Below are 20,952 nucleotides of genomic sequence, written 5' to 3'. Positions count from 1 at the left end.
GAAGTCTACAACACCACCAGGTTGTGGCTCCGCCCCCCTCGCTCCGCTCGCGTGACTTGTGAACGGCACGCAAGTCAGCTTCCACCGCAATTTGGCCGACCTAAAGGACGATCAAATTGTCCCTGTGGATGAGTTCGGGTTCGGCAATGTAGCCGAGGAGCGGCTCGATCTCGCTCGTGGGCTTGCGCAGGATGCGGGCGGTCTCGGCGGCGGCGTAGTTCACCAGCCCGCGCGCGATCTCGAGGCCGTCGGGGGAGAGCACGCTCACCACCTCGCCTCGCTCGAAATGGCCTTCGACCGCAGTGGCGCCGATCGAGAGCAGGCTCTTGCCGTCGAGGGTGAGCGCCTTCACGGCACCCGCGTCGAGCGTGATCCGGCCCGAGGGCTTCAGGTGGTCGGCCAGCCACTGCTTGCGGGCCGCCACCGGTTGCGTGGCCGCGACGAGGAGCGAGCCGATGGCCTCGCCCGAGAAAAGGCGGATGAGGAGGTCGGGTTCGCGTCCCCACGCGATCGCGGTGTGCGCGCCGCTGCGGGCTGCGCGCTTCGCGGCCAGTACCTTGGTGATCATGCCGCCGCTGCCGATGTCGGAGCCCGCGCCCCCGGCCATCGCCTCCAGCGCGGGATCGCCGGCCGATGCCCGCGCGACCAGCGTCGCCGCGGGGTCCTTGCGCGGGTCCGCCGAGAAAAGGCCCTCCTGATCGGTGAGGATCACGAGCGCATCGGCCTCGATGAGGTTGGTCACGAGCGAGGCGAGGGTGTCGTTGTCGCCGAAGCGGATCTCGTCCACGACCACGGTGTCGTTCTCGTTGATGACCGGGACGACGCCCAGCGAGACGAGGGTCTTCAGGGTGGTGCGCGCATTGAGGTAGCGCCGCCGGTCGCCCAGGTCCTCGTGCGTGAGGAGCACCTGCGCGGTGTGCAGGCCCCTTTCGGCAAAGCACGACTCCCACATCTGCACCAGCCCCATCTGGCCCACGGCGGCCGCGGCCTGCAGCTCGTTCACCGCGCGCGGGCGCTTCGTCCAGGCCAGGCGCTTCATGCCCTCCGCGATCGCGCCCGAGGAGACGACGAGCACCTCCACGCCGCGCACGCGAAGGGCCGCGATCTGCCCTGCCCAGTCGGCGACGGCGCCGCGATCGAGCCCCGCACCCGCGTTGGTAAGCAGGCTCGAGCCGATCTTCACGACGACCCGCTTGCAGCCGGCCAGCTCGTTAGGCATCGCGCCTGCCCTCGAGGAATTCCATGATCGCGAAGCAGAGCTCGCGCGTGCCCTCGCTCTTGATGGCGGAGACCACGAACCACGGGCCCTTCCAGCCGAGCTTCTTCACGAACGCCTTCGCGCGCTTGTCGCGTTCGGCGGGGGGCAGGAGGTCCGCCTTGTTGAGCACCAGCCACCGCGGCTTCCGATAGAGGCCGGGGTCGTACTTCTTCAGCTCCAGCGAGATCGCCTTCGCCTCCGCCACCGCGTCGATGGTGTCGTCGAACGGGGCGTAGTCCACCAGCTGCAGGATGAGCTTCGTGCGCTGCAGGTGGCGCAGGAACTGGTGCCCGAGCCCCGCGCCCTCGGCCGCGCCCTCGATGAGGCCGGGGATGTCGGCGATGACGAACGAGCGGTTCATGTCCACGCGCACGACCCCGAGGCTGGGGTTGAGCGTCGTGAAGGGGTAATCCGCAACCTTGGGCCGGGCCGCGGAGACGGCGCGCACGAACGTGGACTTGCCCGCGTTGGGCATGCCCGCGAGGCCCACGTCGGCAAGGATGCGCAGTTCCATCTCGAGGTTGCGCCGCACCCCGGCCTCGCCCGGCGTGAACTGCCTGGGAGCGCGGTTCGTGCTCGACTTGAAGTTGATGTTGCCCAGGCCGCCCTTGCCGCCGCGGGCGAGGATGGCCTCGTCGCCGTTCTTCGCGAGGTCGGCGATGGTCTCGCCGGATTCCGCGTCGCGGATCACGGTGCCCACGGGCACGCGCAGGATCACGTCCTCGGCACCGTGGCCGTTGCAGTCCCGCCCGCGGCCCGCCTCGCCGTGCCTGGCGCGGAAGATGCGCGTGTAGCGGTAGTCGATGAGGGTGTTGAGGTTCACGTCGGCCACCGCGAGGATGGATCCGCCCCGGCCGCCGTCGCCACCGTCCGGCCCTCCGCGCGGCACGAACTTCTCGCGCCGGAAATGGGCCGAGCCGTCGCCGCCGTCGCCGGCGATCACCTCGATGCGCGCCTCGTCGAAGAACTTCATGGGCGGATCGCTTTCATTTCGGCTCGTTCGTCGACCACGCCAGGTCGGGCATCGCCACGCGGATACCCAGCGCGATGAAGGTGAGCCCGGCGAATAGGCCGAGGCGCTCGCCAATGGCGGGGTGCGCGCGCAGGCGCTCGCCGATCCAGCCGGAGAAAAGCGCCACGGCACCGAAGATGACCACGGTCTGCGCCATGAAGACGAGGCCCAGGAGCGCCATCTGCCACTCGACGCCGCCGGCGCGTGCATCGACGAACTGCGGCAGGAAGGAAAGGAAGAAGAGCGTCACTTTCGGGTTCAGCGCGTTGCCGATCACGCTCTGCCGGTAGATCGTTAGAAGCGCCTTGGGGCCTCCGCCGCCGGCGAGCGAGAACGATCCGCGGTGACGCAGCGCCTGGATGCCGATCCAGACGAGGTAGGCGGCGCCCGCCCAGCGCACTGCGTTGAACGCGAGGTCGGAGGACCGGATGAGGGCCGCCACGCCCAGGGCGGCCAGCAGGGTGTGGAAGATGCAGCCCGAGGCGAAGCCGAGCGCCGCGGCGAGCCCCGCCTGGCGCCCCTGGCTTACGCCGCGCGCGAGCACGTAGACGATGTCGGGGCCCGGCGCGACGGTGAGCAGCGCGCTGGCGACGAGGAAGAGGGCGATGTCGGGCATTGAATCCGGTCCCTGAAACGAAAAAGCCCCGTGCGAAGACGGGGCTCTTTCCGGGAGAAAGGAGCCTCTAGGCTTGCGCCGGCTCGATGCTCACGGTGCTCTTCTGCTTGGGGCCGTGCTGGCCGTACTTCACCTTGCCGGCAACCATCGCGAAGAGGGTGTGGTCCTTGCCCATGCCGACATGCTGCCCGGCGTGGAACTTCGTGCCGCGCTGGCGGACGAGGATGGAACCTGCGCTCACGAGTTCGCCGCCGAAGGCCTTCAGGCCCAGGCGCTTGCTTTCGGAATCGCGGCCGTTGCGGGATGAGCCGCCTGCTTTCTTGTGTGCCATGTTCGCTATCCGTTACTGGTTGATGGCGTCCACACGGATTTCCGTGTAGTTCTGCCGGTGGCCCTGCGTTTTCTGGTAGTGCTTGCGGCGGCGCATCTTGAAGATGCGGATCTTGGGGCCCCGGCCGTGGGAAACCACCGTGGCCGAGACCTGTGCGCCCGCGAGCGTCGGTGTACCGACCTTCACGGCCTCGCCATCGGCTACCATCAGCACCTGGTCGAGCACGATGGTTGCGCCGACTTCCGCCTCCAGCGTCTCGATCTTGATCTTTTCGCCCGGGGCAACGCGGTATTGCTTGCCGCCGGTCTTGATGACCGCGTACATATTGGCACTCCTGTTTTAGTTTGATAATTCGCGGCCTTTTCCACCGCGAACCCGCTATAATACGCGAAATCCCAAGCAACGTCAAAGACTTGTCTTCGGGCCCGGCCGGGCCCGGTTACCCCCGAACCCTGCCGTGAACCAGCAATTGATCCCTGTGAACCTGGACTCGATCCGGGCGCCCATCGGCGCCGACCTCGTCGCCGTCGATGCCGTCATCCGGCGCCGGCTCGATTCGGAGGTGGCCCTGGTCCGGACCATCGCCGATTACATCATCGCCGCCGGCGGGAAGCGGCTGCGCCCGGCACTCCTCCTGCTTGCCGCCAATGCGGTGGGCGCCACCGGTCCCGTCCGCCACGAACTCGCGACCGTCATCGAGTTCATCCACACGGCAACGCTCCTGCACGACGACGTCGTCGACGAATCGAGCCTCAGGCGCGGTCGCCGCACCGCGAACGCCGAGTTCGGCAATGCGCCGTCCGTGCTGGTGGGCGACTTCCTCTACTCGCGCGCGTTCCAGATGATGGTGGCGGTTGGGAACCTGCGGGTGATGCACGTGCTTTCCAACGCGACCAACATCATCGCGGAGGGGGAAGTGCTGCAGCTCCTCAACGTGAACGACCCGGATACCGACGAGGAAACCTACCTGCGGGTTATCCGCTACAAGACGGCCAAGCTGTTCGAGGCGGCAACCCAGGTCGGCGCGATTCTCGGCAATGCGCCCGCGCCGCTCGAGCAGGCCCTGGCCGAATTCGGCATGCACCTGGGCACGGCGTTCCAGGTCATCGACGATGTCCTCGATTATTCCGGCGATCTCGCTGAAACCGGAAAGAATCTCGGCGACGACCTCGCGGAGGGAAAGCCGACGCTGCCGCTCATCCGCGCGATGCAGGTGGGCAACTCGGAAGAGCGGGCCCTGGTGCGCCACGCCATCCAGGAGGGCGGCAAGGCCGATCTCGCGGCGGTCGTCGCCGCCATCAACCGAACCGGCGCCCTCGATTACGCGCGCGATTGCGCGCGCAGGGAAGCCACTCTTGCCTCGGCCCGCCTCGACGCCCTTCCGGGTTCCGCTTGCAAGGACAGTCTGCTACAATTGGCGCACTTTTCCGTGGAAAGGAAGTACTAGTCCGCGGAAATATCCGACGGGCGCGCGAGCGCCCGTTTCGGCCTCGGGGTGTAGCTTAGCCTGGTAGAGCGCTACGTTCGGGACGTAGAGGCCGGAGGTTCGAATCCTCTCACCCCGACCATTCCTTCCCGCAAAGCGCCGGCCTCATTCGAGGCCGTAACGCTTGATCTTCCTCCACAGGGTGGACTTGTCGATGCCGAGGATCTCGGCGGCCGTCGCGCGGTTTCCCTGCGTCTCGCGAAGCGTCTTCGCGATGAAATAGGCCTCGATTTCCTCCAGGCTCTGCGGCTCGATCAGCTCCACCGCCCGCCCCGGCCCCGTCCCGTCATTCGCGAGCCCCGTGGGAAGGACATCCACGTCGAGCATGTCGGTTTCGGTGAGAATGATCATCGACTGGATCGCGTTTTCGAGCTCACGCGCATTGCCGGGCCAGTCGTGGCGCATGAGGGCGCCCAGCGCCCGCGTCGTCATCCCCTTCACCGGCTTGCGCAGCCGGACCGAATGACGTCCGAGAAAATAGTTTGCGAGCACCGGGATATCGCTTCGCCGCTCGCGAAGCGGCGGAAGGACGATTTCCACGATGCGCAGGCGGTAGTAGAGGTCCATCCGGAAAGCGCCGCTCTCCACGAGGGCGGGCAGGGGCCGGTTGGTGGCGGCGATCAGGCGCACATCGGCGTGCCGGGGCTCGGTGTCCCCCATCCGGTAGTAGGTCCCGTCCTGCAGCACGCGCAGCAGCTTTGCCTGGAATGCCGGGGAGGCGTTGTTGATCTCGTCCAGGAACAGGGTGCCCCGGTCGGCCGACTCGAAGAGCCCCGCCTTGGCGCGGTCCGCCCCCGTGAATGCGCCGCGCTGGTAGCCGAACAGCTCGCTTTCGATGACGTTCTCGGGGATCGCGGCGCAGTTGAGCGCGACAAAGCGCCCTTCGCGCCGGCCGCTCGTCATGTGGATCTGGTGCGCGACCACTTCCTTGCCAGTCCCGGACTCGCCCGTGATGAGGACACAGCAGTCGTATCCGGCCGATGCGCGCACCATGCGGCGCACCTGCTCGATGGCCGCATTCTTTCCCACCAGGCCGTCGAGATTCGCGTAGGCGCGGTTCGTTTCGCGCAGGCGCACGTTTTCGCAGTTGAGCTGGTAGTACTCCAGCGCCCGGTCGACGATGCGGCGCAGGTCCTCGGGCTCGAAGGGCTTGCGTAGGTAGTCGTAGGCGCCGCCCTTGAGCGCCTCCACGGCAGATTCGACCGTTGCGTGACCGGTAAGCAGGATCACCTGCGTCATCGCGTTGCGTGCCCGGGCGAACTTGAGCACCTCCAGCCCGCTGATGCGGGGCATCCGCTGGTCGGTCACCACGACCGCCACGTCGTGGTTCTCGAGGTAGTCGAGCGCGTTTTGGGAACTCTCCGCCTCGACCACCTCGGCCTTCGCGGGCGTGAGCACCTCCCGGATCATCCTGCGCATGGCAGGGTCGTCCTCGACGATGAGCACCGTCGCCTGCGCCGGAGCCGGGTCGACCCGTGTCGTCGAGTCCGTCACGGGTTCAAGCCGCCAGCGGGAGGGTGATCACGAAACGCGCTCCGCCCTCGTATGCCGGATCGCATTGGATTGCGCCGCCGATTCGCGTGACGATGGAATGGCTGATGGCGAGGCCAAGCCCCGTCCCGGCGCTCTCGCTCTTGGTCGTGAAGAAGGGGTCGAAGAGCTTGCCGTGCGCGTCGGGCGCGATGCCCGGTCCGTTGTCGGTGATCGAGATCACCCCAAAGCCGCCTTCGGCCGCCGACTTGACCGTGACCAACGGCTTTTCCGCCGTCGCAGCGGCCTGGACGGCATTCACCATGACGTTCACCAGCACGATGTCCAGCTGCCCCGGACCGCCGCGCACGACCAGCTCGCCCTGGACGTCCGCCTCGACCGTCGCGCAGAAGCGCCTGCCCTGGCAATTGGCGACAGCCTCCACGGCCTCCCTGATGAGCCCGTTGATTTCGCAGGTCTCGCCCTGGCAGACGTCGCGGCGCGCGTAGGCGAGCAGGTTGTCGATGATGCGCGCGCAGCGCCGCGTTTCCTCGTGGATGATGCGCGCGTACTCCGCGCGCTTTTCCTCGTTCGCCTTGCCCTCGTTCAGCAGCTGCGCGTAACCGAGTATCGTCCCCAGAGGCGTGTTGAGCTCGTGGGCGACGCCGGCGGCGAGCTGCCCCATCGAGACGAGCTTTTCGGCCTGCTGCGACATGTCCTCCAGCCGCTTCCAGTCCGTGATGTCCTGCAGGATGATCGCCGCGCTTGCCTGGGCGGAATGCGTCGAGGGCTGGAAGAAGGTGAGGTTGAGGGACACGTGCCGCGGCCGCCCGTCGATCGCGAGCGTCAGGACCTTGTTGCTCACCTGCTGCTCGTAGAGGAAGGCCTCGCGCAGCACTTCACGGCCCATGTCATCGGAGTGCAGCAGGTTGAATACGTTGGTGCCGACCAGTTCGGCGGCAGGGATGCCGAACAGTGCCTCTGCCTGGCGGTTGGAGAGCGTAATGCGGAACTCGTCATCGACCGCGAGCAGGGCGCCCGGCAATCCGTGCAGGATGGCTTCGTGGCGGTTGCGCTCGGCGATGATGGAAAGCTGCGCCTGCTCCATCTCGCGGAAAAGCGAGCCCAGGTTGCGCGCGAGCAGGTTGTATTCGGTTGCCAGGGGAGCCAGGAGTGGGCGCGAAAGCCCCTGCAGCTCGATGGGTTCGAGCGATCCGTCGTTGGCGCGCCGCACGGCGCCATATAGCGCGGCGAAACCCCTGCCGTACCCGAACAGCGCGGCCGCCGCGGCTGCGAGCAGGACGCCGGCGACCACCAGTGCCGTGAACCAGGCACCATGCTGCGGTCCGAGCCCCAGGAGGGCGGCCAGGAGAGCGGCTATCGCAAGGAGCGCGCCGGCTGCGACGAGCCACGCCGGAGCCTGCAAGGAGGGCCCCGCCTGACGCTGGCCGCCGGTTTTCCCCGCCGGGTTCGCCGCAAAGTCGACGCTACCCATTTCTCCTCCGGTTCGCGCCCTGTTCGGCGCCCGCTCTCAGGAATGCCCATGCGCATCGCGTATGGGCATCTTTCCGGAAGAATGATGCCACGCGCCCGACCGGAACCCTTGATTCCGGTCAGACGGGCGGCGGCGTCAGAAGATGAACTGAAGGCCGAGCGTGTACTGCTTGTAGTCGCGCTGCGAGGCGTCGGTGGGGTTCTGCTTGTCGAACTTCACGTCGGCCGCCTCGAAGCTCACCTTGAGGAGCTGGCCGTCGATCAGGTAGTGCACGCCGACGCCGGCCCAGTCCTGGTCACGATAACCGCTCGGCAAGTTGTACTCCGAGCGCTCGTAGCGCCCGAAGAACTGCACCCGTCCCGGGCCGACCTTGCCGGGAAGCAGGTAGCCGGCCTTCACGTAATAGCCTTCCATGTCGGTGGTCTGCGGCAGGTTCGGGTCGGGCGAAAGTCCCCAGTGGACATCGCCCGTATCGTTGCGCACCACCGCACCGGATGCCGTGAAAGTGCCGGCCGATGTGGGTTGCTCGTAGAAGATGTCGGCCGTCCACGCCTTGTAGGACTTCGGGTCCGTCTTGCCGATGTAGTCGCCGTACGCGACGTTCTTCTGGTAGTCGTATGCGGCGCCGATGGTGAGCACCTTGCGCGTTCCGAGGTAGGTGCCGCGGTAGCCATATTCGTATTCCGGATCGAACAGGCTCACGTGCACCCGTCCGGTCAGGCGCGGCGAATCCTTGACGACCTCGTTGCCTTCGCGACCGTCGGCGACCATCATGCGGTACTGGAATTTGCCGTCGGCGAGGTTTCCCCACATCACCGCGCCGGTGTCGCGGCTGCCGCCCCATGGCGTGTAGGCCAGGGTTTCCGCGCGATCCATCGTGAGCGGGTCGAAGCACGCCTCGAGGTTTTCGCGCGTGAAGGTGTTCTTCGTGCGTCCGAAGATGAAGCGCACCTCGTCGCGGGGGTCCACGGTGATGTAGGCATCGCGGAAGAAGATGCTCTTGTCGTCCTGGTTGTAGCGGCTGTCCGAGGGCGCATCCAGGTTCGCGTAGAAGCCGACGAGGTCGTTGTACTGCCCCGAAAAGGTCAGCCGGTTGCGGCGCAGGAAGAAATCGGTGGAGCGCCCGTCGTCGGTCGCGGATGAGTAGCCGCGGTCCTGCGCCCATCCCTGGAAGGAGTAGTTGAAGGTGAGGTTGCCTTCCTTGCCGAACGCGATGGTCGGCCCGGCGGAGGCGGCGCCTGCGAAGCCCATCAGCGCGAAGGCGCAGGCAACCGCCACGCGCGTGAGTCGGATTCCGCCGGTCGAATCGTTGGTGGCTAGCTTCATGTCGTTCCCCTCCTCCTAAGGATCACTTCTTGTAGGACTTCGCGAGTTCCGCCGCATTGCCCGATTTGTGGCAGCTCGCGCACATCCCGGCCACGTCGGATCGCGGATCCTTCACCAGGTGGTCGTGCGCCAATTCCTTCTTGATCAGCCTCGGATTGCCCTTGTGGCAGCCACCGCAGGAGTTGTCGACGCTCTTGTGGTCGGAGTGCCACCTTTCCGTGCTCGGGGATTTCGCCCGTGTTCCGTTGTGGCACTTGAAGCAGGAGGAGGCGCCCATGCCGCAGGCGTTCGCCTCCGCAATCGGCGAGACGGTGCGCATCGCATCGCGCACGTCCGCAAGGGCTTCCGCGCCCCAGCCCGCGCCCTCGGTGCGGGCCGTGCCGCCACCGTCCGTCCGCTCGGGACTGGATGCCGCGAGCGACCAAAGGAGGGCCAGCGCGACGACGGCGGCAGTGCCGGCGGCAGTCCGGGTGGTGGCGCGGGCCACCGCACGCAGCTTGTCGACGAACGTCTTTCTTTCCTTCATTTTTCACTCCTCCCTGGTGTGGATTCCCGTTGCTTGTCGGCGGCGCTGCCTGTCTTGGCGTCCGGCGGTGCCCCCGCGCGCATCGCTGCCTCGATGTCGCTCTCGCTGACGGGGTTGGCGCAAACGCACGAAGGACCGGTGCCCTTGAATTTCAGACGCCGTTTCCTTTCCGGAGCGGCGCCCTTCGTGGTTTCCTCGCTCGCCACAGGCGCATCCCCGGCAGCGGGCGCGACCTGGGCGTAGGCCGCAGGGGCCATGATCGCCACGATGAGCAGCCAGTTGCCGAGCTTCATTTCGTCACCGAATGCAGGAACGGGATGGCGACCTATCAGCACGTTGCATGCCAGTCGCACGACCGGTTTAGAAACAGGGAGTTAAGACGACGCTCGTCGATAGGGGCATTGCATTACCCCCCCGATCTTTTGGGGCCTTTCAATTTGCAACCGAGCGAGTCTCGGCTCCCGGCGCGGCTGGCGCCATCGCTTCGAGTTCCTCCAGGAAGTAGCGGGCGTTCACGGCGCGCGCAAGCGCCTCGTCGAGCATCCGGCGCGTGATCTCGTCGAGGCCCGGATTGCGCGTGCGCATGTCGGCGAACATGCGCTCGTAGTGCTCGCCCGGCGCCACCTCGATCCGGACCTTCACGCGCCACTCGCCCGGCGCCACGCGCACGTCGAAACTCATCTCGTGGCGCCCGTCAGGCGCGAGGCGGGTGTCGGAGACTTCCTGGTCAAGCGCAACGTTGACGGTTCGGCCGATGCGGTGCTGGCCGACCAGAACCTGCCCCCCCGGGCCGCGCACGTAGACATTCACGAAGATCTTGGGCACGACGTACGTGGGGAGGTAGTGTCCTGCATCGCGGTTGGCCAGGACGACGGTGACCCCGATGCGCTGCGCATCGATGCGCTTGACCCTGACTTCGCGATGCAGCGCGCGCCGAACCATTTCCTGGTCGTGGATGCCGCGCCACAGATGGCGTCGGTCGGGCATGTGGCACGACTGGCACTGGCGCCCCTGCCTGGCCTGGCGGCTGCCGAGCCACTCCTCGTAGGTGTTCTCGAGGAGCTTGCCGTTGATGCTGCGGCCGTCCGGCGGAAATTGGTGGCACGGGGCGCAGAAGCGGCTGTCGGAGAATGCGGCTTGCGCGACATATCCGCCATGTGGCCTGCGCGTGCCGGCAGGAAGAACCGGCGCGTCCACGCGGGGCAGCGGGCCGAACCGCTCGTGGCGGCGCACGTGGCAGGCCGCGCAGACCAGCCCGCGCAGGTGCAGGTCGCCGGGCATCCACGCGGGCGGCAAGGTGGCGGGCGCGTTGGGCCAGCCGCGCTCGAGGGCCATCAGCGCCTTCTGCTCGGCCAGCGGCGCGTGGCAGCGAAGGCAATCATTGCCGTTGGGCTGGTCCATCGTGCGCAACTGCCACAGGATGCCGGGCCCCATGGCGCGGCTGTGCAGGCTGGATTTCCAGTCAGCCAGTTGCGTGGAGTGGCAGGTACCGCAGGCCTCGGGGGAAAGTGCTGCCTCCTCGGGCGTGTACGTCGCGGGAGGCTCCCCTTGCGGAGCGAGGGGAGCAGCCCAGTGGCGTGCGAGGAACTTGTCGATCGCCTCGCTGGCCCTGCTTTCCGAAACCGCGCGGTACGCGGCCCATCCGGCGATGCCGGCAAGGATCGCGAGCGCGATCCCGCCGGCGCGTTGCGCGCTCAGCCGCAGGGGTTGCCTCCGCCGGAACCGGAACTGCCGGCTGTGCCGCCGCCGGGCTCGCCGCGCTTGTACGCCTGGTCCTCGAGGATGATCTTGTTGGCGTGCGTCGCGTACGGGTTGACGATGTTGCGCGTGGCAACAGCCGTGGCGGGTGTCGCGGGCCGGAAGAAGGACTTCGCGTCCGTGCGCCAGGGCGAATCGGCCGGCATCATGATCGCGCCTGTCCGATCCTGCAGGTTGGACAGCGAATTCCACTCGACCATGGCGCCGTCGTAGAAGCGCACCGGGAGGCCGAGGATTCCGGCGGAGGCGAAGCCGGTGATCATGGCGCGGAAGGTGGTTTCGCAGTAGGCGTAGATCACGTCGCCGGACTGGTAGGCGCTGCCCTGGCCCACGGCGCCGTACGTGGCATCGATGAAGCGGTAGCCGGCGGCGTCGGCCCCGCCGGCGAGGTAATTGGCGAGCTCGGACTTCGGCTTGTAGGAGTAGCCTTTCGTGCCATCGAGCAGGTTCGTGTACTGCAGCTGCAGCGTCCCCCGGGGGTGCCCCTGCCGCGAGCCGCTGTTCTGGAAGGTGCGCATGTAGTCGTAACCCGCCGGCGACGGGCAGATCGTCGATCCGCAGGCCACGAAGCCGCTGTCGCTCACGGCCTCCAGGCGCTCGCCGGCGCTGAACTGGCCTACGCTGCGCGCGTCCCAGATCATCACGCCGTCGTCCTTCTGGTTGGTGTCGGACGCCGGCAAGACGGCCATGAGGTCCTCGAATGTGGCCTGGAGCGCCGTGTTGTCCACGGGGATGTCCCTCACGCTTGTCCCGCCGGCACCGGGCGCCGTGCTCGCCGTGGCCACGAAGTCGGCGGCGACCATGCCGTTGCCATTGAGCCACTGGTTGCCGCCGTTGAGCACGGACACGTTGGTCCTGTCCACGCCCCAGTAGCGCAGCGCGTACCAGCAGCGGCCCTGGGACATGGCGTTGCCGGTGCTGCCCGTGCCCTGCGCGCAGACGATCATGTCCGTCTGCGGGTTGACGTTGTACTTCTTGAGCAGCGCGTCCATCGTCGGTCCGTCCGGCACCATGCTCTGCGTCTCGATGACGCCGTTGATGCGGGTCTGGACCCACTCCGATGACGGCGAGAGATAGGTGTACACGAGTGTGTTGTTCGGCTTGATGTACTCGGCACCCGCCGGCCCGGCGGTCGCCTGGAAGATGACGAGCTTGCCGGTGATCCCGGCCGGGCGGTTCGCCGTCCAGTTGGAGATCCAGCTCTTGAGCGTGGCGGCGGTGATGAGGCCGTTCACGTTCTGGTCGTAGTTGTCCGCCGAACTCTGCGCGATCATCTGCGGCGTGTTGACCGTGATCTTGACGACGTTGCCGTAGGACGTATCCTCGCCACCGCCGCCGCAGGCGGCCAGGACAAAGCACGCCGAGGTCGCCAGCATCGTCCTCAGGTTAAGGACTCCCCCCACTGCGCCGCCGAATTTTTGCCGGGACATTCTCACCCCTCCTTCGCTAGGCCGATCGGTTGCCCGGGTCGCTCCCGGTTCAGGCCACCCCGAAGCAGATTGCGTGCCGACGATAGGAGGCCAGCAAAAACAGACACTTGGAGTATCCGTCCCGGCCCGGCCCATTGCACAATCCATTCGACTTCGGCGCGCACTTTCAATTTGCAAATCGAGCGGCCGATCACCGCGTCGCCGGCGCCGAAATTGCATTATCCAATGTCAGCCGTGACCAGCGAGGCGGGATTGCGACATGCAGTTGCCCGTGGCATCGCCGATTGCTCGCAAATCAAGGCGCTCCTTGCCCGGCACGCATGTTGCTTTGTATCCGCCGATATTTGATCCGCAATTTGGTCGAGGGCGCACGTGTACCGGTTGATCGACACCATCGGCTGGTTTTTCCCGGGCATTCGCCGGCGTGAAGCGGCTTGGAATGGAACGGTGGCGGCGAGGGTCGTGCAGATTCCGGGGCACGGCATGATGGTCGCCGATGCCTGCGTCGATCTCTCGGGCGAATCGTGCCTGCGGACCAATCTCGTCACGAAGCGGGTGCTCGACGCAGCGCAAACGGGCACGGTGGTCGAGATCGCCTCGGACAACCTGAGTGCGGTCGAGACGATCCCGTTCATGCTCGCCGGGCACGGCTGCGTCCATCTGGGTACGGTTCACATCGAAGGCGGCTGGAAGATCTACGCGCGCAAGGCCGGAGAATGAACCGCGACCTGCGTGGAACGTGCGGGACAACGAAGGAGGAAGGAAGCGATGGCTGAAGGCGTGATCAATACAACGGAGCAGGTCGGCGTGGCGACGAGCCGAGCGAATTCGCTGCGGGCCGCTGCGGTCGCGGGATTTTTCATCCTCGTCACCGCGGGCACGCTGGCGATCGACACGCGCTACCTCTACTTCTGCGCCTACCTGTGGTTCGGCCTCATCTACGGAGGGGCGCTGCAATACGGCCGCTTCTGCATGGCTTCCGCCATCCGGGACCTGTTCGCGGTGGGAGTGCCGCGCATGGCCGTGGGGATCATGATCGCGGTGGTCCTCTTCAGCCTCGTATCGGCCGGCGTCTCGCTCATCGGCCACAGTACCTTCCACGCTTCCCCGATCGGTTTCTACTCCGTGGTCGGCGGCGCCATATTCGGCTTCGGCATGGTGTTCACCGGCGGTTGCGCCACCGGCTCGCTCTACAAGACGGGCGAAGGCAGCATGTCCGCGCTGCTCGTCGTGCTCTCCCTCAGCTTCGCGCAGGCGCTCTTCGTCGATGTCGGCGGCCTGCTCGACCTGCTCGTGCCCGCTTCCTGGACAGCCTCGGCGGCCGCGAAGTCGATGCCGGCGCAACTCACCGCCACCCAGGGCTGGTACGACCAGTTCCTCGCCGGTTACATCTGGGACCTCAAGGCGATCACCGTGGGCGATGCCCTCGGCTTCTCCAGCCCGGCGGCGAAGGCTTTCATCGGCAATTCGCTCATCAATGCGATCCTGCCCGCCATCGTGCTGCTTGTCGTGATCTACGCCGTCTGGTACCGCAAGGGTTACCTGCGCAAGCACAAGGAAGCCGCGCCGGGGATCGCCACGGAGGCCGCGGGGTGGTGGAGCATGGTCACGGCCTCGAAGCGCACCGCCATCGCGGGCCTGGTGCTGGGAGTCGCCGCGGGCCTGCAGATGTGGGTCATGCAGGCACTGCAGCAGAAATTCGGAATCTCGAATGCGGGCGAGCTCCTCCTGGCGATGGGCCACACCGATGGGCTGAGCCTGCAGGAGACGGTGTTCGATCCCGGCTACTTCTATGTCACCACGCAAGAGGCACAGGGGGCAGCCTGGCTGCTTTCCAGGCTCGGCCTGGACATCACCGACAACATCTTCTTCGGGATGGAAAACGGCATCCCCAGCCCGCTCTGGAACCCGGTGCTCTGGATGAGCTTCGCGGTGATCGGGGGATCGATGGTGATGGCGCTTCTCGCCAACGAGTTCAAGCTGAAGATGCCCACGCGCGAGATCGCCATCTGGGCCATCGGCGGCGGCATCCTCATGGGCATCGGTTCGCGCATCGGCCTGGGCTGCAACATCGGCGCGTTCTTCGCGACCGTGACCAATGGCGACCCGTCCGGCTGGCTGTTCGCCGCCGGAATGACGGCCGGGGGCTACGTCGGCGTCAAGTTCTTCAATTGGTGGATCGAACGCAAGATGGCGCAGGAAGCGCCGCTCGGGTTCTGAATCACCGTTCCGCATTCCCCAAGCAGGCAACGGAGGCACGAAGCAAATGGCAGCGAAATTCGAGAAGTTGGGCGAAGGCTCCTACCAGCTGGACGTACAGGGCTATGTCTGCCCCCACCCGCAGATCTACACGAAGAAGGCGCTGGAGAAGCTCCAGTCGGGCGAGACCCTGCAGCTCGTGTTCGACAACCCGTCCTCGGGCGAGTCGATCAGCGCGATGTGCCAGACGGAAGGCAACGACATCGTCGCGCAGGCACAGGACGCCGGCAAGGCGATGCGCTGGACGATCCGCAAGCACTGACAGCGCCTGGAGCCATTGCATGCGACTCGGGATCGTTGCGACCCATGAATCCTCCGGGGCACACCTCGTGGGCCTCGCCGCCGCCGCCGCCGCGCGCGGCTGGCCGTGCCGTTGCTTCCTCACGGACTCCGGCGTGAAGCTCGTCGCGGATGACCGGCTTCTCGCGCTCGCGAAGGCCGGCGTGATCCGGCTCGATGTGTGCGAGCACAGCTGGCATCACTTCAACGACGGTCCCGCGCCCGAAGGCGCCACGCTGGGCAGCCAGTTCCAGAACGCGGAGCTGGTGCGCGAATGCGACCGTGTGGTGGTGCTTCCGGGGGCTGCATGAAGAACATCCTGGTGATTGCGAAGCACAACCAGGCCGAGGCGCTTCGCGTCGCGGCGGGGCTCACGCTCCTGAGCGATCCCGTGCAGGTGGCGGTGCTCGGCAGGCTCGGGGACACGCCCGCGGTCAACGAGCAGCGCGAACTGCTCGAGTTCGCGGAAGTGCCCTGCGAGGAGCTTGCCGACGCAACGGCCTCGCGCGGCAAGCTCGCCGCGGCGCTGGTCGAGGCAGACACGGTGTACATCATCTGACCATGACGAAGAAGATCCTGCTGTTGCACGAAACGGGCGAGGCCCCGGCCGATCTCGCGGAGCTTGCGGGCGATATGCGCGCGCTCGGGGCGGAGGTCGTCGTCCGCGCTTGCGCCGAGCCCTATGCGGCCGTGCTCGACGCGGTGGAAGCCGCCGATTCGATCGTCTTCTGGCGCTAGGCCCGGCACCCGTCCGCTTTCTTGAACCGGGTCAAGGCTCCATGCGCCGGCAACGGCGATAGTGGCGGGATGGTCATTCCCATCGCGCGCGCCGCGGCCGAACCCACCGGTCCGCGGTCGACCTGGTCCGTATGGACTTCGGCGCCGCACCGCATGCTGTTCCTGCCGGGCGCGCTGCAGCTCGTGGTCACCCTCCTGCTCGTGGCCTGGGAGGTCGGCGGCCGAAGCCTCGGCTACTGGCCCACCCCCGCCTGGGCCGTGCCGCCCGCCTGGTCCCACGCCTACCTGATGCTCTTCGGGCTCTTCCCGTGGTTCGTGTTCGGCTTCGCGATGACCGCGGTGCCCAACTGGATCAACGTGCGATTGCGGCGCGAGGCGTGGCTTGCGTGCGCCCTGCCCATGATCGCCGGGATCGTCCTGTTCTATTCCGGACTCCTCACCTCGCGCGGCCTCGTGGTGGCCGGCGGCTTCCTGCAGCTCGCCGGCTGGATCGCGGGCGCGGCCGCGCTCGCGCGGATCGTGTTCTCCGGCAGCGGCCGCGACCCGCAGGCGAACGCCATCGTCGTCCTGCTTTTCGTGGGTGCGATTTGCGCGGCCGTCTTCCTGGGCGCCATTGCGTGCGAGGAGGCCGGCTTCGTCGCTGTCGCCGGCCAGGCGGGAGTCTGGCTCTTCCTGCTCCCGATCTTCCTCGTCGTGAGCCACCGGATGGTGCCCTTCTTCTCGAGCCGCGTGCTCTCCGGCTATGCGATGTACCGGCCCGCCTTCTCGCTGCCCTTCCTCGGGGCCGCGTGCGCGACGCATTTCCTCCTCGAAAGCGCATCGCTGCCCGGCTGGACCTGGGTCGCCGATGCGCCCATGGCGGCGTGGGTCGGCTGGCTCGCCTGGAAGTGGGGCATCACGCAGAGCTTTCGCGCGCGGCTGCTGGCGATGCTGCACATCGCACTGGGTGTGCTCGCCGCCTCGCTGGCACTTTCGGCCGTCGCGAGCCTGGCCGTGCTGGCCGGCCACCCCGGCCTTTTCGGGCGCGGCCCGCTGCACCTGCTCGGCGTGGGCTACTTCGCGGCGATGACGATGGCCATGGTCTCGCGCGTGTCGCTCGGGCACTCGGGTCGCGCGCTCAAGGCCGACCGCGCGACCTGGTACGGATTCCTCGCGATCATCGCGGTGGGCGTGGTCCGGGCCGCCGCGGATTTTGCGCCGCTGGCCGGCACGCCGCGAGCGGTGCTGCTGGGGCTCTCCGCGCTCGCCTGGATCACCATCGCGGCGAGCTGGGCCGTGCGGTTCGTGCCTGTTTACCTCAAGCCGCGGTCCGACGGCCGTCCCGGATGACAGACTCGGGAAAGGTTGACCAGGGTCAAGGGGCTGGACAACGTCCCGAGGAAGATCGCCCGATGCCGAATTGCGTATCCACCGACCTGCCGCTGCTGCGCATCCGCGACCGCGAGGCGCTGCCCGTCGTCCAGGGCGGCATGGGCGTGGGCGTCTCGGCCCACCGGCTCGCGGGCAGCGTCGCGCGCGAAGGCGCCGTCGGGACGCTGTCCTCGGTGGACTTGCGCCGCCACCATCCCGACCTGATGGAGCTCACGGGAAAGTCGCGCGACAAGGACCTCATCAATCGCGCCAACCTCGAGGCCCTGGACCGGGAAGTGAAGGGCGCGCTGCGGCTCGCGGACGGCAAGGGGATCGTCGCCGTGAATATCATGCGCGCGGTCTCCGAGTACGCAGCCTGCGTGCGCCAGGCCTGCGAGAGCGGCGTGCACGCCATCGTGGTGGGGGCGGGCCTGCCGCTGGACCTGCCGGACCTCACGGCGAACCATCCGGACGTGGCGCTCATCCCGATCCTCTCGGACGCGCGCGGCATCGGCGTGGTCCTCAAGAAGTGGATGCGCAAGAACCGCCTGCCGGACGCCATCGTGATCGAGCATCCCAGGCACGCCGGCGGGCACCTGGGCGCCGCGAAGATCGAGGACCTGGGCGATGCGCGCTTCGAGTTCCCGACCGTGCTGGAGGGCGCATTCAGGATCTTCGCCGAGCTGGGCATCGCCTGCCGGCAGATACCGCTCATCGTCGCAGGCGGAATCAACACCCCTCAGCGCGTACGCGAGCTGCTCGGCCTGGGCGCCTGCGCGGTGCAGGTCGGCACGGCCTTCGCGGTGACGGAGGAAGGCGACGCTCACCCGACCTTCAAGAAGGTGCTCGCGCAGGCGAAGCGCGAGGACATCGTCGAGTTCATGAGCGTGGCGGGCCTGCCGGCGCGCGCCGTGAGGACGCCCTGGCTCGTGAAATACCTCGAGAAGCTGCCTGCACTCGAGCGGCGCACGAAGCCGCGCGCCGCCTGCACGCTTGCCTTCGACTGCCTGCAGTCCTGCGGGCTGCGCGACGGGCTCGCCCGCGCCGGCCAGTTCTGCATCGACTTGCAGCTCGCCGCGGCGCTCAAGGGCGACCTGGAGCACGGGCTCTTCTTCCGTGGTGCGGGGAGCCTGCCGTTCGGGGACCGGATCCGCCCGGTGCGCGAACTCCTCGACTACCTGCTCGCGACCCCGCAGCCGCAGCCGGCCTGAGCTGCCCTCACCACCGACCCCGGTTCCCGAGGAAGGGCGGAGTGACCGGCATCAGGCGGGAAATGCGACGCCGCGCCGCGCCGCCATCGAGCGGCCCATGGCGTCGAGGTCGCGATCCGACAGGTAGCGCTTCGCAAGATCCGGGATCGCGCCATCTTCAGCCGGGATGTGTGCTGCATAGATCGTGCGGAAGGACTCGATGTCGCCTGCATCGAGCGGTTTCGCGATGCCGTCGGCGATGCCCTGCAGGGGCTTCCGAAGTCTCGCCCAGCACGCCTCCATGCGGCGGTGGTCGTCCTCGAGCCGCGCGCGCAACTCGCGAAACTTCTCGAGGTCTTCGTCGTTCGTGATGCGCTTCTCGAGGAGCGGGAAGAGGTCGCGGTCCTCGTCCTCGTGGTGGTGCGGGCCGGACTTCTCGAAGTAACGAAGGATCGATTGCGCGGCGTTGCTCGCCTCGGCGTCGGTGCCTTTGCTCGCGAGGTGCGCGGGCAGCTTCGCGAGGGTCCTCAGCTGCTTCTCGATGCGCCGGTGGCAGCCCATCCACATGCCGATCGGATCGTCGAATCCAGCGGGGCTGTCGAAGAGGTTCATGGCGGCGAGTTTACCCGCCGCAGGCGACGGCGGCATTGCTGCGGTGCAGTACGCGGCGTTCGCAATCCGCGGTGCCAGGCTCCATTTTCAGGTGCCCCCGTCGATGCGGCGGATGCGTCCTTCGGGCGGCCCGGCAACGCGCGGCGCGGCGGCGATGTAGGCCTGGAAGGCGGCCAGGTCTCCGGGCCCGCCGGTGGCGTCCCGCCCTTCGGTGAACACGGTGAATCCGTCGCCGCCCCCGAAGAGAAAACTGTTCATCGTCACGCGGTAGCCGGCGCGCTCGTCCAGGCGGGCGCCTTCGACGCTCACGCTGCCCGGGACGATACGGTGCCCGAGCGGGCGCGATCCGTCCCATGAATAGGCGATCCCCGCCACCTGCAGGATGCGAGTGCGGTCCGGGGGCGCGCGGAACTGCTGCTCCAGCACGCGCAGGATCTGCGTTCCCGTGAGCGTCACGGCCACCAGCGTGTTGCCAAAGGGCTGCACCGAGAAGAGATCGCCGTAGGTCACCATTGCGTCTGGCCGGCGCGAGGCGAGCGGGGCGCGGATGCCGCCCGGGTTCATGAAGGCCACTTGCGCCCCAGCGGCGTTCTTCATCGCCGCCAGTTGCGCCCGCGCGATGAGGCCGCCGAGGTTGCTCTCGCCCGCGCTGCTGGCCAGCGGCGTGAACTCCCCCCGCACGGTTCCCACGACGTGTCCGGCGCGCTCGGCGGCGCGCTGCGCGAATTTCTCCACGTAGCCCGCGATCGCCGGGTCGGCAGCGAAGCGCGTGGTTTCGACGATCACGTTCTGCGCCTCGGCGCCGATCACGTCCCTCGTGGCGCGGTCGATCGCGAGATCGATCGTGGTGACGATCCGCCCGTAGGAGCCGGCGCTGGTGACCAGGCGCCCGTCGATGCGACAGCGATACGCCTGGTGCGTGTGGCCGCTCACCACGACATCCACGGCCGGGTCGAGACGCTTCACGATGCCGACGATGTCGCCCTCGAAGCCGGGGCAGGCGGGGTCGTTGAATTCGCCCGTCGAGCGGCCGCCCTCGTGGATGAGGAGCACGATGGCCTCCACCCCTTGTCGCCGCAGTTCCGGCACCAGGGCGTTCACTGCGTCGGCCTCGTCCCTGAATTCGAGCCCGCGCACCCCGCGCGGATCGACTATGGTCGGCGTGGACTTGAGCACCGCGCCCACGAACGCCACGGGCACGCCTTCGTAGCGCTTGATCTCGTAGGCCGGCCACGCCGGGCGACCGGTCGAGGTATCGATCACGTTGGCGGCAAGGTAGCGGAAGCTCGCCCCCGCATACGGCTCCCCGAAGCAGCCTTCCTTCGGATGGCACCCCCCCTTCACCAGCCGCTCGAATTCTTCACGCCCGCGATCGAACTCGTGGTTGCCGACCGAGGAGACTTCCAGCCCCGCCTGGCCCAGCGCCGTGATCGAGGGCTCGTCGAGGAACAGGCCCGAGACGAGGGGGCTCGCGCTCACGAGGTCGCCCGCGCCGACGACGGCGGAGTGCGGCCTGGCGCCTCGCAACTCGCGGATCGCGGTGGCGAGGTTCGCGACGCCGCCCGCACCAACGCGAGTCTTCCCGCCCGGCGCGCCGGCATCCGCCACGATCCAGCCGAACGGAGGCGACTCGAGGTGGCCGTGGAAATCGTTGAAGGCGACGAGTCGAAGCTCGAGGGGCGGCGCCGGCGGGGGCGCGAGAGCGCATGCGCCTGCGAAAAGAGCGACGCCCAGTGATATGGCGGTTCGGATCACGGGGACAGGTTAATGGGGTCGGATTACTTTGCACAAGAATCATGCAAAGCAATCCGACCCC

At 67.5% G+C, this 20,952-nt stretch carries 23 protein-coding genes and 1 tRNA gene; 10 read left to right on the top strand and 14 right to left on the bottom strand.

Annotated features, from left to right (window positions below; translation table 11 throughout):
• Positions 1-100: 100 nt before the first annotated feature.
• The 5 genes from IPP91_06655 to rplU form a co-directional block, all read right to left on the bottom strand.
• Positions 101-1,219: a glutamate 5-kinase gene (locus IPP91_06655; protein MBL0141744.1), complete on the bottom strand. Its 1,119-nt coding sequence runs from the start codon at positions 1,217-1,219 to the stop codon at positions 101-103.
• Positions 1,212-2,231: a GTPase ObgE gene (obgE, locus tag IPP91_06650; GenBank protein ID MBL0141743.1), complete on the bottom strand. Its 1,020-nt coding sequence runs from the start codon at positions 2,229-2,231 to the stop codon at positions 1,212-1,214. Before obgE ends, IPP91_06655 begins: the two co-directional genes overlap by 8 nt.
• Positions 2,232-2,244: 13 nt before the next feature.
• The gene (locus tag IPP91_06645) at positions 2,245-2,886 is read right to left on the bottom strand and encodes a LysE family translocator (protein ID MBL0141742.1); all 642 of its coding nucleotides are present in this window, start codon (positions 2,884-2,886) and stop codon (positions 2,245-2,247) included.
• 67 nt (positions 2,887-2,953) lie between these two features.
• Complete coding sequence (rpmA, locus tag IPP91_06640) at positions 2,954-3,217, bottom strand: 50S ribosomal protein L27 (GenBank protein MBL0141741.1); 264 nt, start codon at positions 3,215-3,217, stop codon at positions 2,954-2,956.
• A gap of 12 nt (positions 3,218-3,229) precedes the next feature.
• Positions 3,230-3,541: a 50S ribosomal protein L21 gene (gene rplU / locus IPP91_06635; protein MBL0141740.1), complete on the bottom strand. Its 312-nt coding sequence runs from the start codon at positions 3,539-3,541 to the stop codon at positions 3,230-3,232.
• 154 nt (positions 3,542-3,695) lie between these two features.
• Between rplU and IPP91_06630 the strand changes: the two genes are divergently transcribed.
• Positions 3,696-4,664, top strand: a complete 969-nt coding sequence (locus IPP91_06630) for a polyprenyl synthetase family protein (protein ID MBL0141739.1) — start codon at positions 3,696-3,698, stop codon at positions 4,662-4,664.
• A gap of 44 nt (positions 4,665-4,708) precedes the next feature.
• Positions 4,709-4,785 (top strand) — tRNA-Pro (locus IPP91_06625).
• A 23-nt stretch (positions 4,786-4,808) separates the two neighbouring features.
• Here the strand turns inward: IPP91_06625 and IPP91_06620 are convergent.
• From IPP91_06620 to IPP91_06590, 7 genes are all read right to left on the bottom strand, one after another.
• Positions 4,809-6,122, bottom strand: a complete 1,314-nt coding sequence (locus IPP91_06620) for a sigma-54-dependent Fis family transcriptional regulator (protein ID MBL0141738.1) — start codon at positions 6,120-6,122, stop codon at positions 4,809-4,811.
• Positions 6,123-6,201: 79 nt separating this feature from the next.
• Positions 6,202-7,668 carry a PAS domain-containing protein gene (locus IPP91_06615; protein MBL0141737.1) on the bottom strand — a complete coding sequence of 489 codons (1,467 nt, stop codon included), beginning with the start codon at positions 7,666-7,668 and terminating at the stop codon, positions 6,202-6,204.
• Positions 7,669-7,803: 135 nt separating this feature from the next.
• A complete protein-coding gene (locus IPP91_06610) occupies positions 7,804-8,994 on the bottom strand; it encodes a porin (protein MBL0141736.1) in 1,191 nt (396 codons plus the stop codon).
• A gap of 22 nt (positions 8,995-9,016) precedes the next feature.
• Positions 9,017-9,520: a hypothetical protein gene (locus IPP91_06605; GenBank protein MBL0141735.1), complete on the bottom strand. Its 504-nt coding sequence runs from the start codon at positions 9,518-9,520 to the stop codon at positions 9,017-9,019.
• Complete coding sequence (locus IPP91_06600; protein ID MBL0141734.1) at positions 9,517-9,813, bottom strand: hypothetical protein; 297 nt, start codon at positions 9,811-9,813, stop codon at positions 9,517-9,519. The genes IPP91_06605 and IPP91_06600 overlap by 4 nt, the downstream gene beginning before the upstream one ends.
• Before the next feature lie 139 nt (positions 9,814-9,952).
• Positions 9,953-10,954: a hypothetical protein gene (locus tag IPP91_06595; GenBank protein MBL0141733.1), complete on the bottom strand. Its 1,002-nt coding sequence runs from the start codon at positions 10,952-10,954 to the stop codon at positions 9,953-9,955.
• 260 nt (positions 10,955-11,214) lie between these two features.
• Positions 11,215-12,654 carry a sulfurtransferase gene (locus IPP91_06590; protein MBL0141732.1) on the bottom strand — a complete coding sequence of 480 codons (1,440 nt, stop codon included), beginning with the start codon at positions 12,652-12,654 and terminating at the stop codon, positions 11,215-11,217.
• A 435-nt stretch (positions 12,655-13,089) separates the two neighbouring features.
• Here IPP91_06590 and IPP91_06585 point away from each other — a divergent pair, with 435 nt between their 5' ends.
• From IPP91_06585 to IPP91_06550, 8 genes are all read left to right on the top strand, one after another.
• The gene (locus IPP91_06585; GenBank protein MBL0141731.1) at positions 13,090-13,428 is read left to right on the top strand and encodes a sulfurtransferase TusA family protein; all 339 of its coding nucleotides are present in this window, start codon (positions 13,090-13,092) and stop codon (positions 13,426-13,428) included.
• A gap of 48 nt (positions 13,429-13,476) precedes the next feature.
• Complete coding sequence (locus tag IPP91_06580; GenBank protein MBL0141730.1) at positions 13,477-14,928, top strand: YeeE/YedE family protein; 1,452 nt, start codon at positions 13,477-13,479, stop codon at positions 14,926-14,928.
• A gap of 46 nt (positions 14,929-14,974) precedes the next feature.
• Positions 14,975-15,229: a sulfurtransferase TusA family protein gene (locus tag IPP91_06575; GenBank protein MBL0141729.1), complete on the top strand. Its 255-nt coding sequence runs from the start codon at positions 14,975-14,977 to the stop codon at positions 15,227-15,229.
• 19 nt (positions 15,230-15,248) lie between these two features.
• A complete protein-coding gene (locus IPP91_06570) occupies positions 15,249-15,557 on the top strand; it encodes a hypothetical protein (protein MBL0141728.1) in 309 nt (102 codons plus the stop codon).
• On the top strand, positions 15,554-15,805 hold the full coding sequence (locus IPP91_06565; protein ID MBL0141727.1) for a hypothetical protein: 252 nt from the start codon (positions 15,554-15,556) through the stop codon (positions 15,803-15,805). Before IPP91_06570 ends, IPP91_06565 begins: the two co-directional genes overlap by 4 nt.
• Positions 15,806-15,807: 2 nt before the next feature.
• Positions 15,808-15,984 carry a hypothetical protein gene (locus tag IPP91_06560; GenBank protein ID MBL0141726.1) on the top strand — a complete coding sequence of 59 codons (177 nt, stop codon included), beginning with the start codon at positions 15,808-15,810 and terminating at the stop codon, positions 15,982-15,984.
• Positions 15,985-16,053: 69 nt separating this feature from the next.
• Entirely contained in the window at positions 16,054-17,313 is a 1,260-nt protein-coding gene (locus tag IPP91_06555) for an NnrS family protein (GenBank protein ID MBL0141725.1), read from the top strand.
• A gap of 62 nt (positions 17,314-17,375) precedes the next feature.
• Positions 17,376-18,545: a nitronate monooxygenase gene (locus tag IPP91_06550; protein ID MBL0141724.1), complete on the top strand. Its 1,170-nt coding sequence runs from the start codon at positions 17,376-17,378 to the stop codon at positions 18,543-18,545.
• Positions 18,546-18,596: 51 nt separating this feature from the next.
• On the opposite strand, the gene IPP91_06545 is transcribed toward IPP91_06550, so the two are convergent.
• Entirely contained in the window at positions 18,597-19,136 is a 540-nt protein-coding gene (locus IPP91_06545) for a hemerythrin domain-containing protein (protein ID MBL0141723.1), read from the bottom strand.
• Between the two features lie 87 nt (positions 19,137-19,223).
• A complete protein-coding gene (locus IPP91_06540; GenBank protein MBL0141722.1) occupies positions 19,224-20,891 on the bottom strand; it encodes a bifunctional metallophosphatase/5'-nucleotidase in 1,668 nt (555 codons plus the stop codon).
• Positions 20,892-20,952: the final 61 nt, after the last annotated feature.

The organism is Betaproteobacteria bacterium (assembly GCA_016720855.1).
Taxonomy (GTDB): Bacteria; Pseudomonadota; Gammaproteobacteria; order Burkholderiales; family Usitatibacteraceae; genus FEB-7.
The sequence above is the reverse complement of the archived record's forward strand: the minus strand, read 5'-3'. Positions and strand labels throughout refer to the sequence as shown.

Bases quoted from the DNA above. Each gene is read 5' to 3' on its own strand.
- IPP91_06655 (MBL0141744.1), bottom strand. From the start codon at position 1,219: ATGCCTAACGAGCTGGCCGGCTGCAAGCGGGTCGTCGTGAAGATCGGC.
- obgE (MBL0141743.1), bottom strand. From the start codon at position 2,231: ATGAAGTTCTTCGACGAGGCGCGCATCGAGGTGATCGCCGGCGACGGC.
- IPP91_06645 (MBL0141742.1), bottom strand. From the start codon at position 2,886: ATGCCCGACATCGCCCTCTTCCTCGTCGCCAGCGCGCTGCTCACCGTC.
- rpmA (MBL0141741.1), bottom strand. From the start codon at position 3,217: ATGGCACACAAGAAAGCAGGCGGCTCATCCCGCAACGGCCGCGATTCC.
- rplU (MBL0141740.1), bottom strand. From the start codon at position 3,541: ATGTACGCGGTCATCAAGACCGGCGGCAAGCAATACCGCGTTGCCCCG.
- IPP91_06620 (MBL0141738.1), bottom strand. From the start codon at position 6,122: ATGCGCAGGATGATCCGGGAGGTGCTCACGCCCGCGAAGGCCGAGGTG.
- IPP91_06615 (MBL0141737.1), bottom strand. From the start codon at position 7,668: ATGGGTAGCGTCGACTTTGCGGCGAACCCGGCGGGGAAAACCGGCGGC.
- IPP91_06610 (MBL0141736.1), bottom strand. From the start codon at position 8,994: ATGAAGCTAGCCACCAACGATTCGACCGGCGGAATCCGACTCACGCGC.
- IPP91_06605 (MBL0141735.1), bottom strand. From the start codon at position 9,520: ATGAAGGAAAGAAAGACGTTCGTCGACAAGCTGCGTGCGGTGGCCCGC.
- IPP91_06600 (MBL0141734.1), bottom strand. From the start codon at position 9,813: ATGAAGCTCGGCAACTGGCTGCTCATCGTGGCGATCATGGCCCCTGCG.
- IPP91_06595 (MBL0141733.1), bottom strand. From the start codon at position 10,954: ATGGGGCCCGGCATCCTGTGGCAGTTGCGCACGATGGACCAGCCCAAC.
- IPP91_06590 (MBL0141732.1), bottom strand. From the start codon at position 12,654: ATGCTGGCGACCTCGGCGTGCTTTGTCCTGGCCGCCTGCGGCGGCGGT.
- IPP91_06580 (MBL0141730.1), top strand. From the start codon at position 13,477: ATGGCTGAAGGCGTGATCAATACAACGGAGCAGGTCGGCGTGGCGACG.
- IPP91_06575 (MBL0141729.1), top strand. From the start codon at position 14,975: ATGGCAGCGAAATTCGAGAAGTTGGGCGAAGGCTCCTACCAGCTGGAC.
- IPP91_06570 (MBL0141728.1), top strand. From the start codon at position 15,249: ATGCGACTCGGGATCGTTGCGACCCATGAATCCTCCGGGGCACACCTC.
- IPP91_06565 (MBL0141727.1), top strand. From the start codon at position 15,554: ATGAAGAACATCCTGGTGATTGCGAAGCACAACCAGGCCGAGGCGCTT.
- IPP91_06560 (MBL0141726.1), top strand. From the start codon at position 15,808: ATGACGAAGAAGATCCTGCTGTTGCACGAAACGGGCGAGGCCCCGGCC.
- IPP91_06555 (MBL0141725.1), top strand. From the start codon at position 16,054: ATGGTCATTCCCATCGCGCGCGCCGCGGCCGAACCCACCGGTCCGCGG.
- IPP91_06550 (MBL0141724.1), top strand. From the start codon at position 17,376: ATGCCGAATTGCGTATCCACCGACCTGCCGCTGCTGCGCATCCGCGAC.
- IPP91_06545 (MBL0141723.1), bottom strand. From the start codon at position 19,136: ATGAACCTCTTCGACAGCCCCGCTGGATTCGACGATCCGATCGGCATG.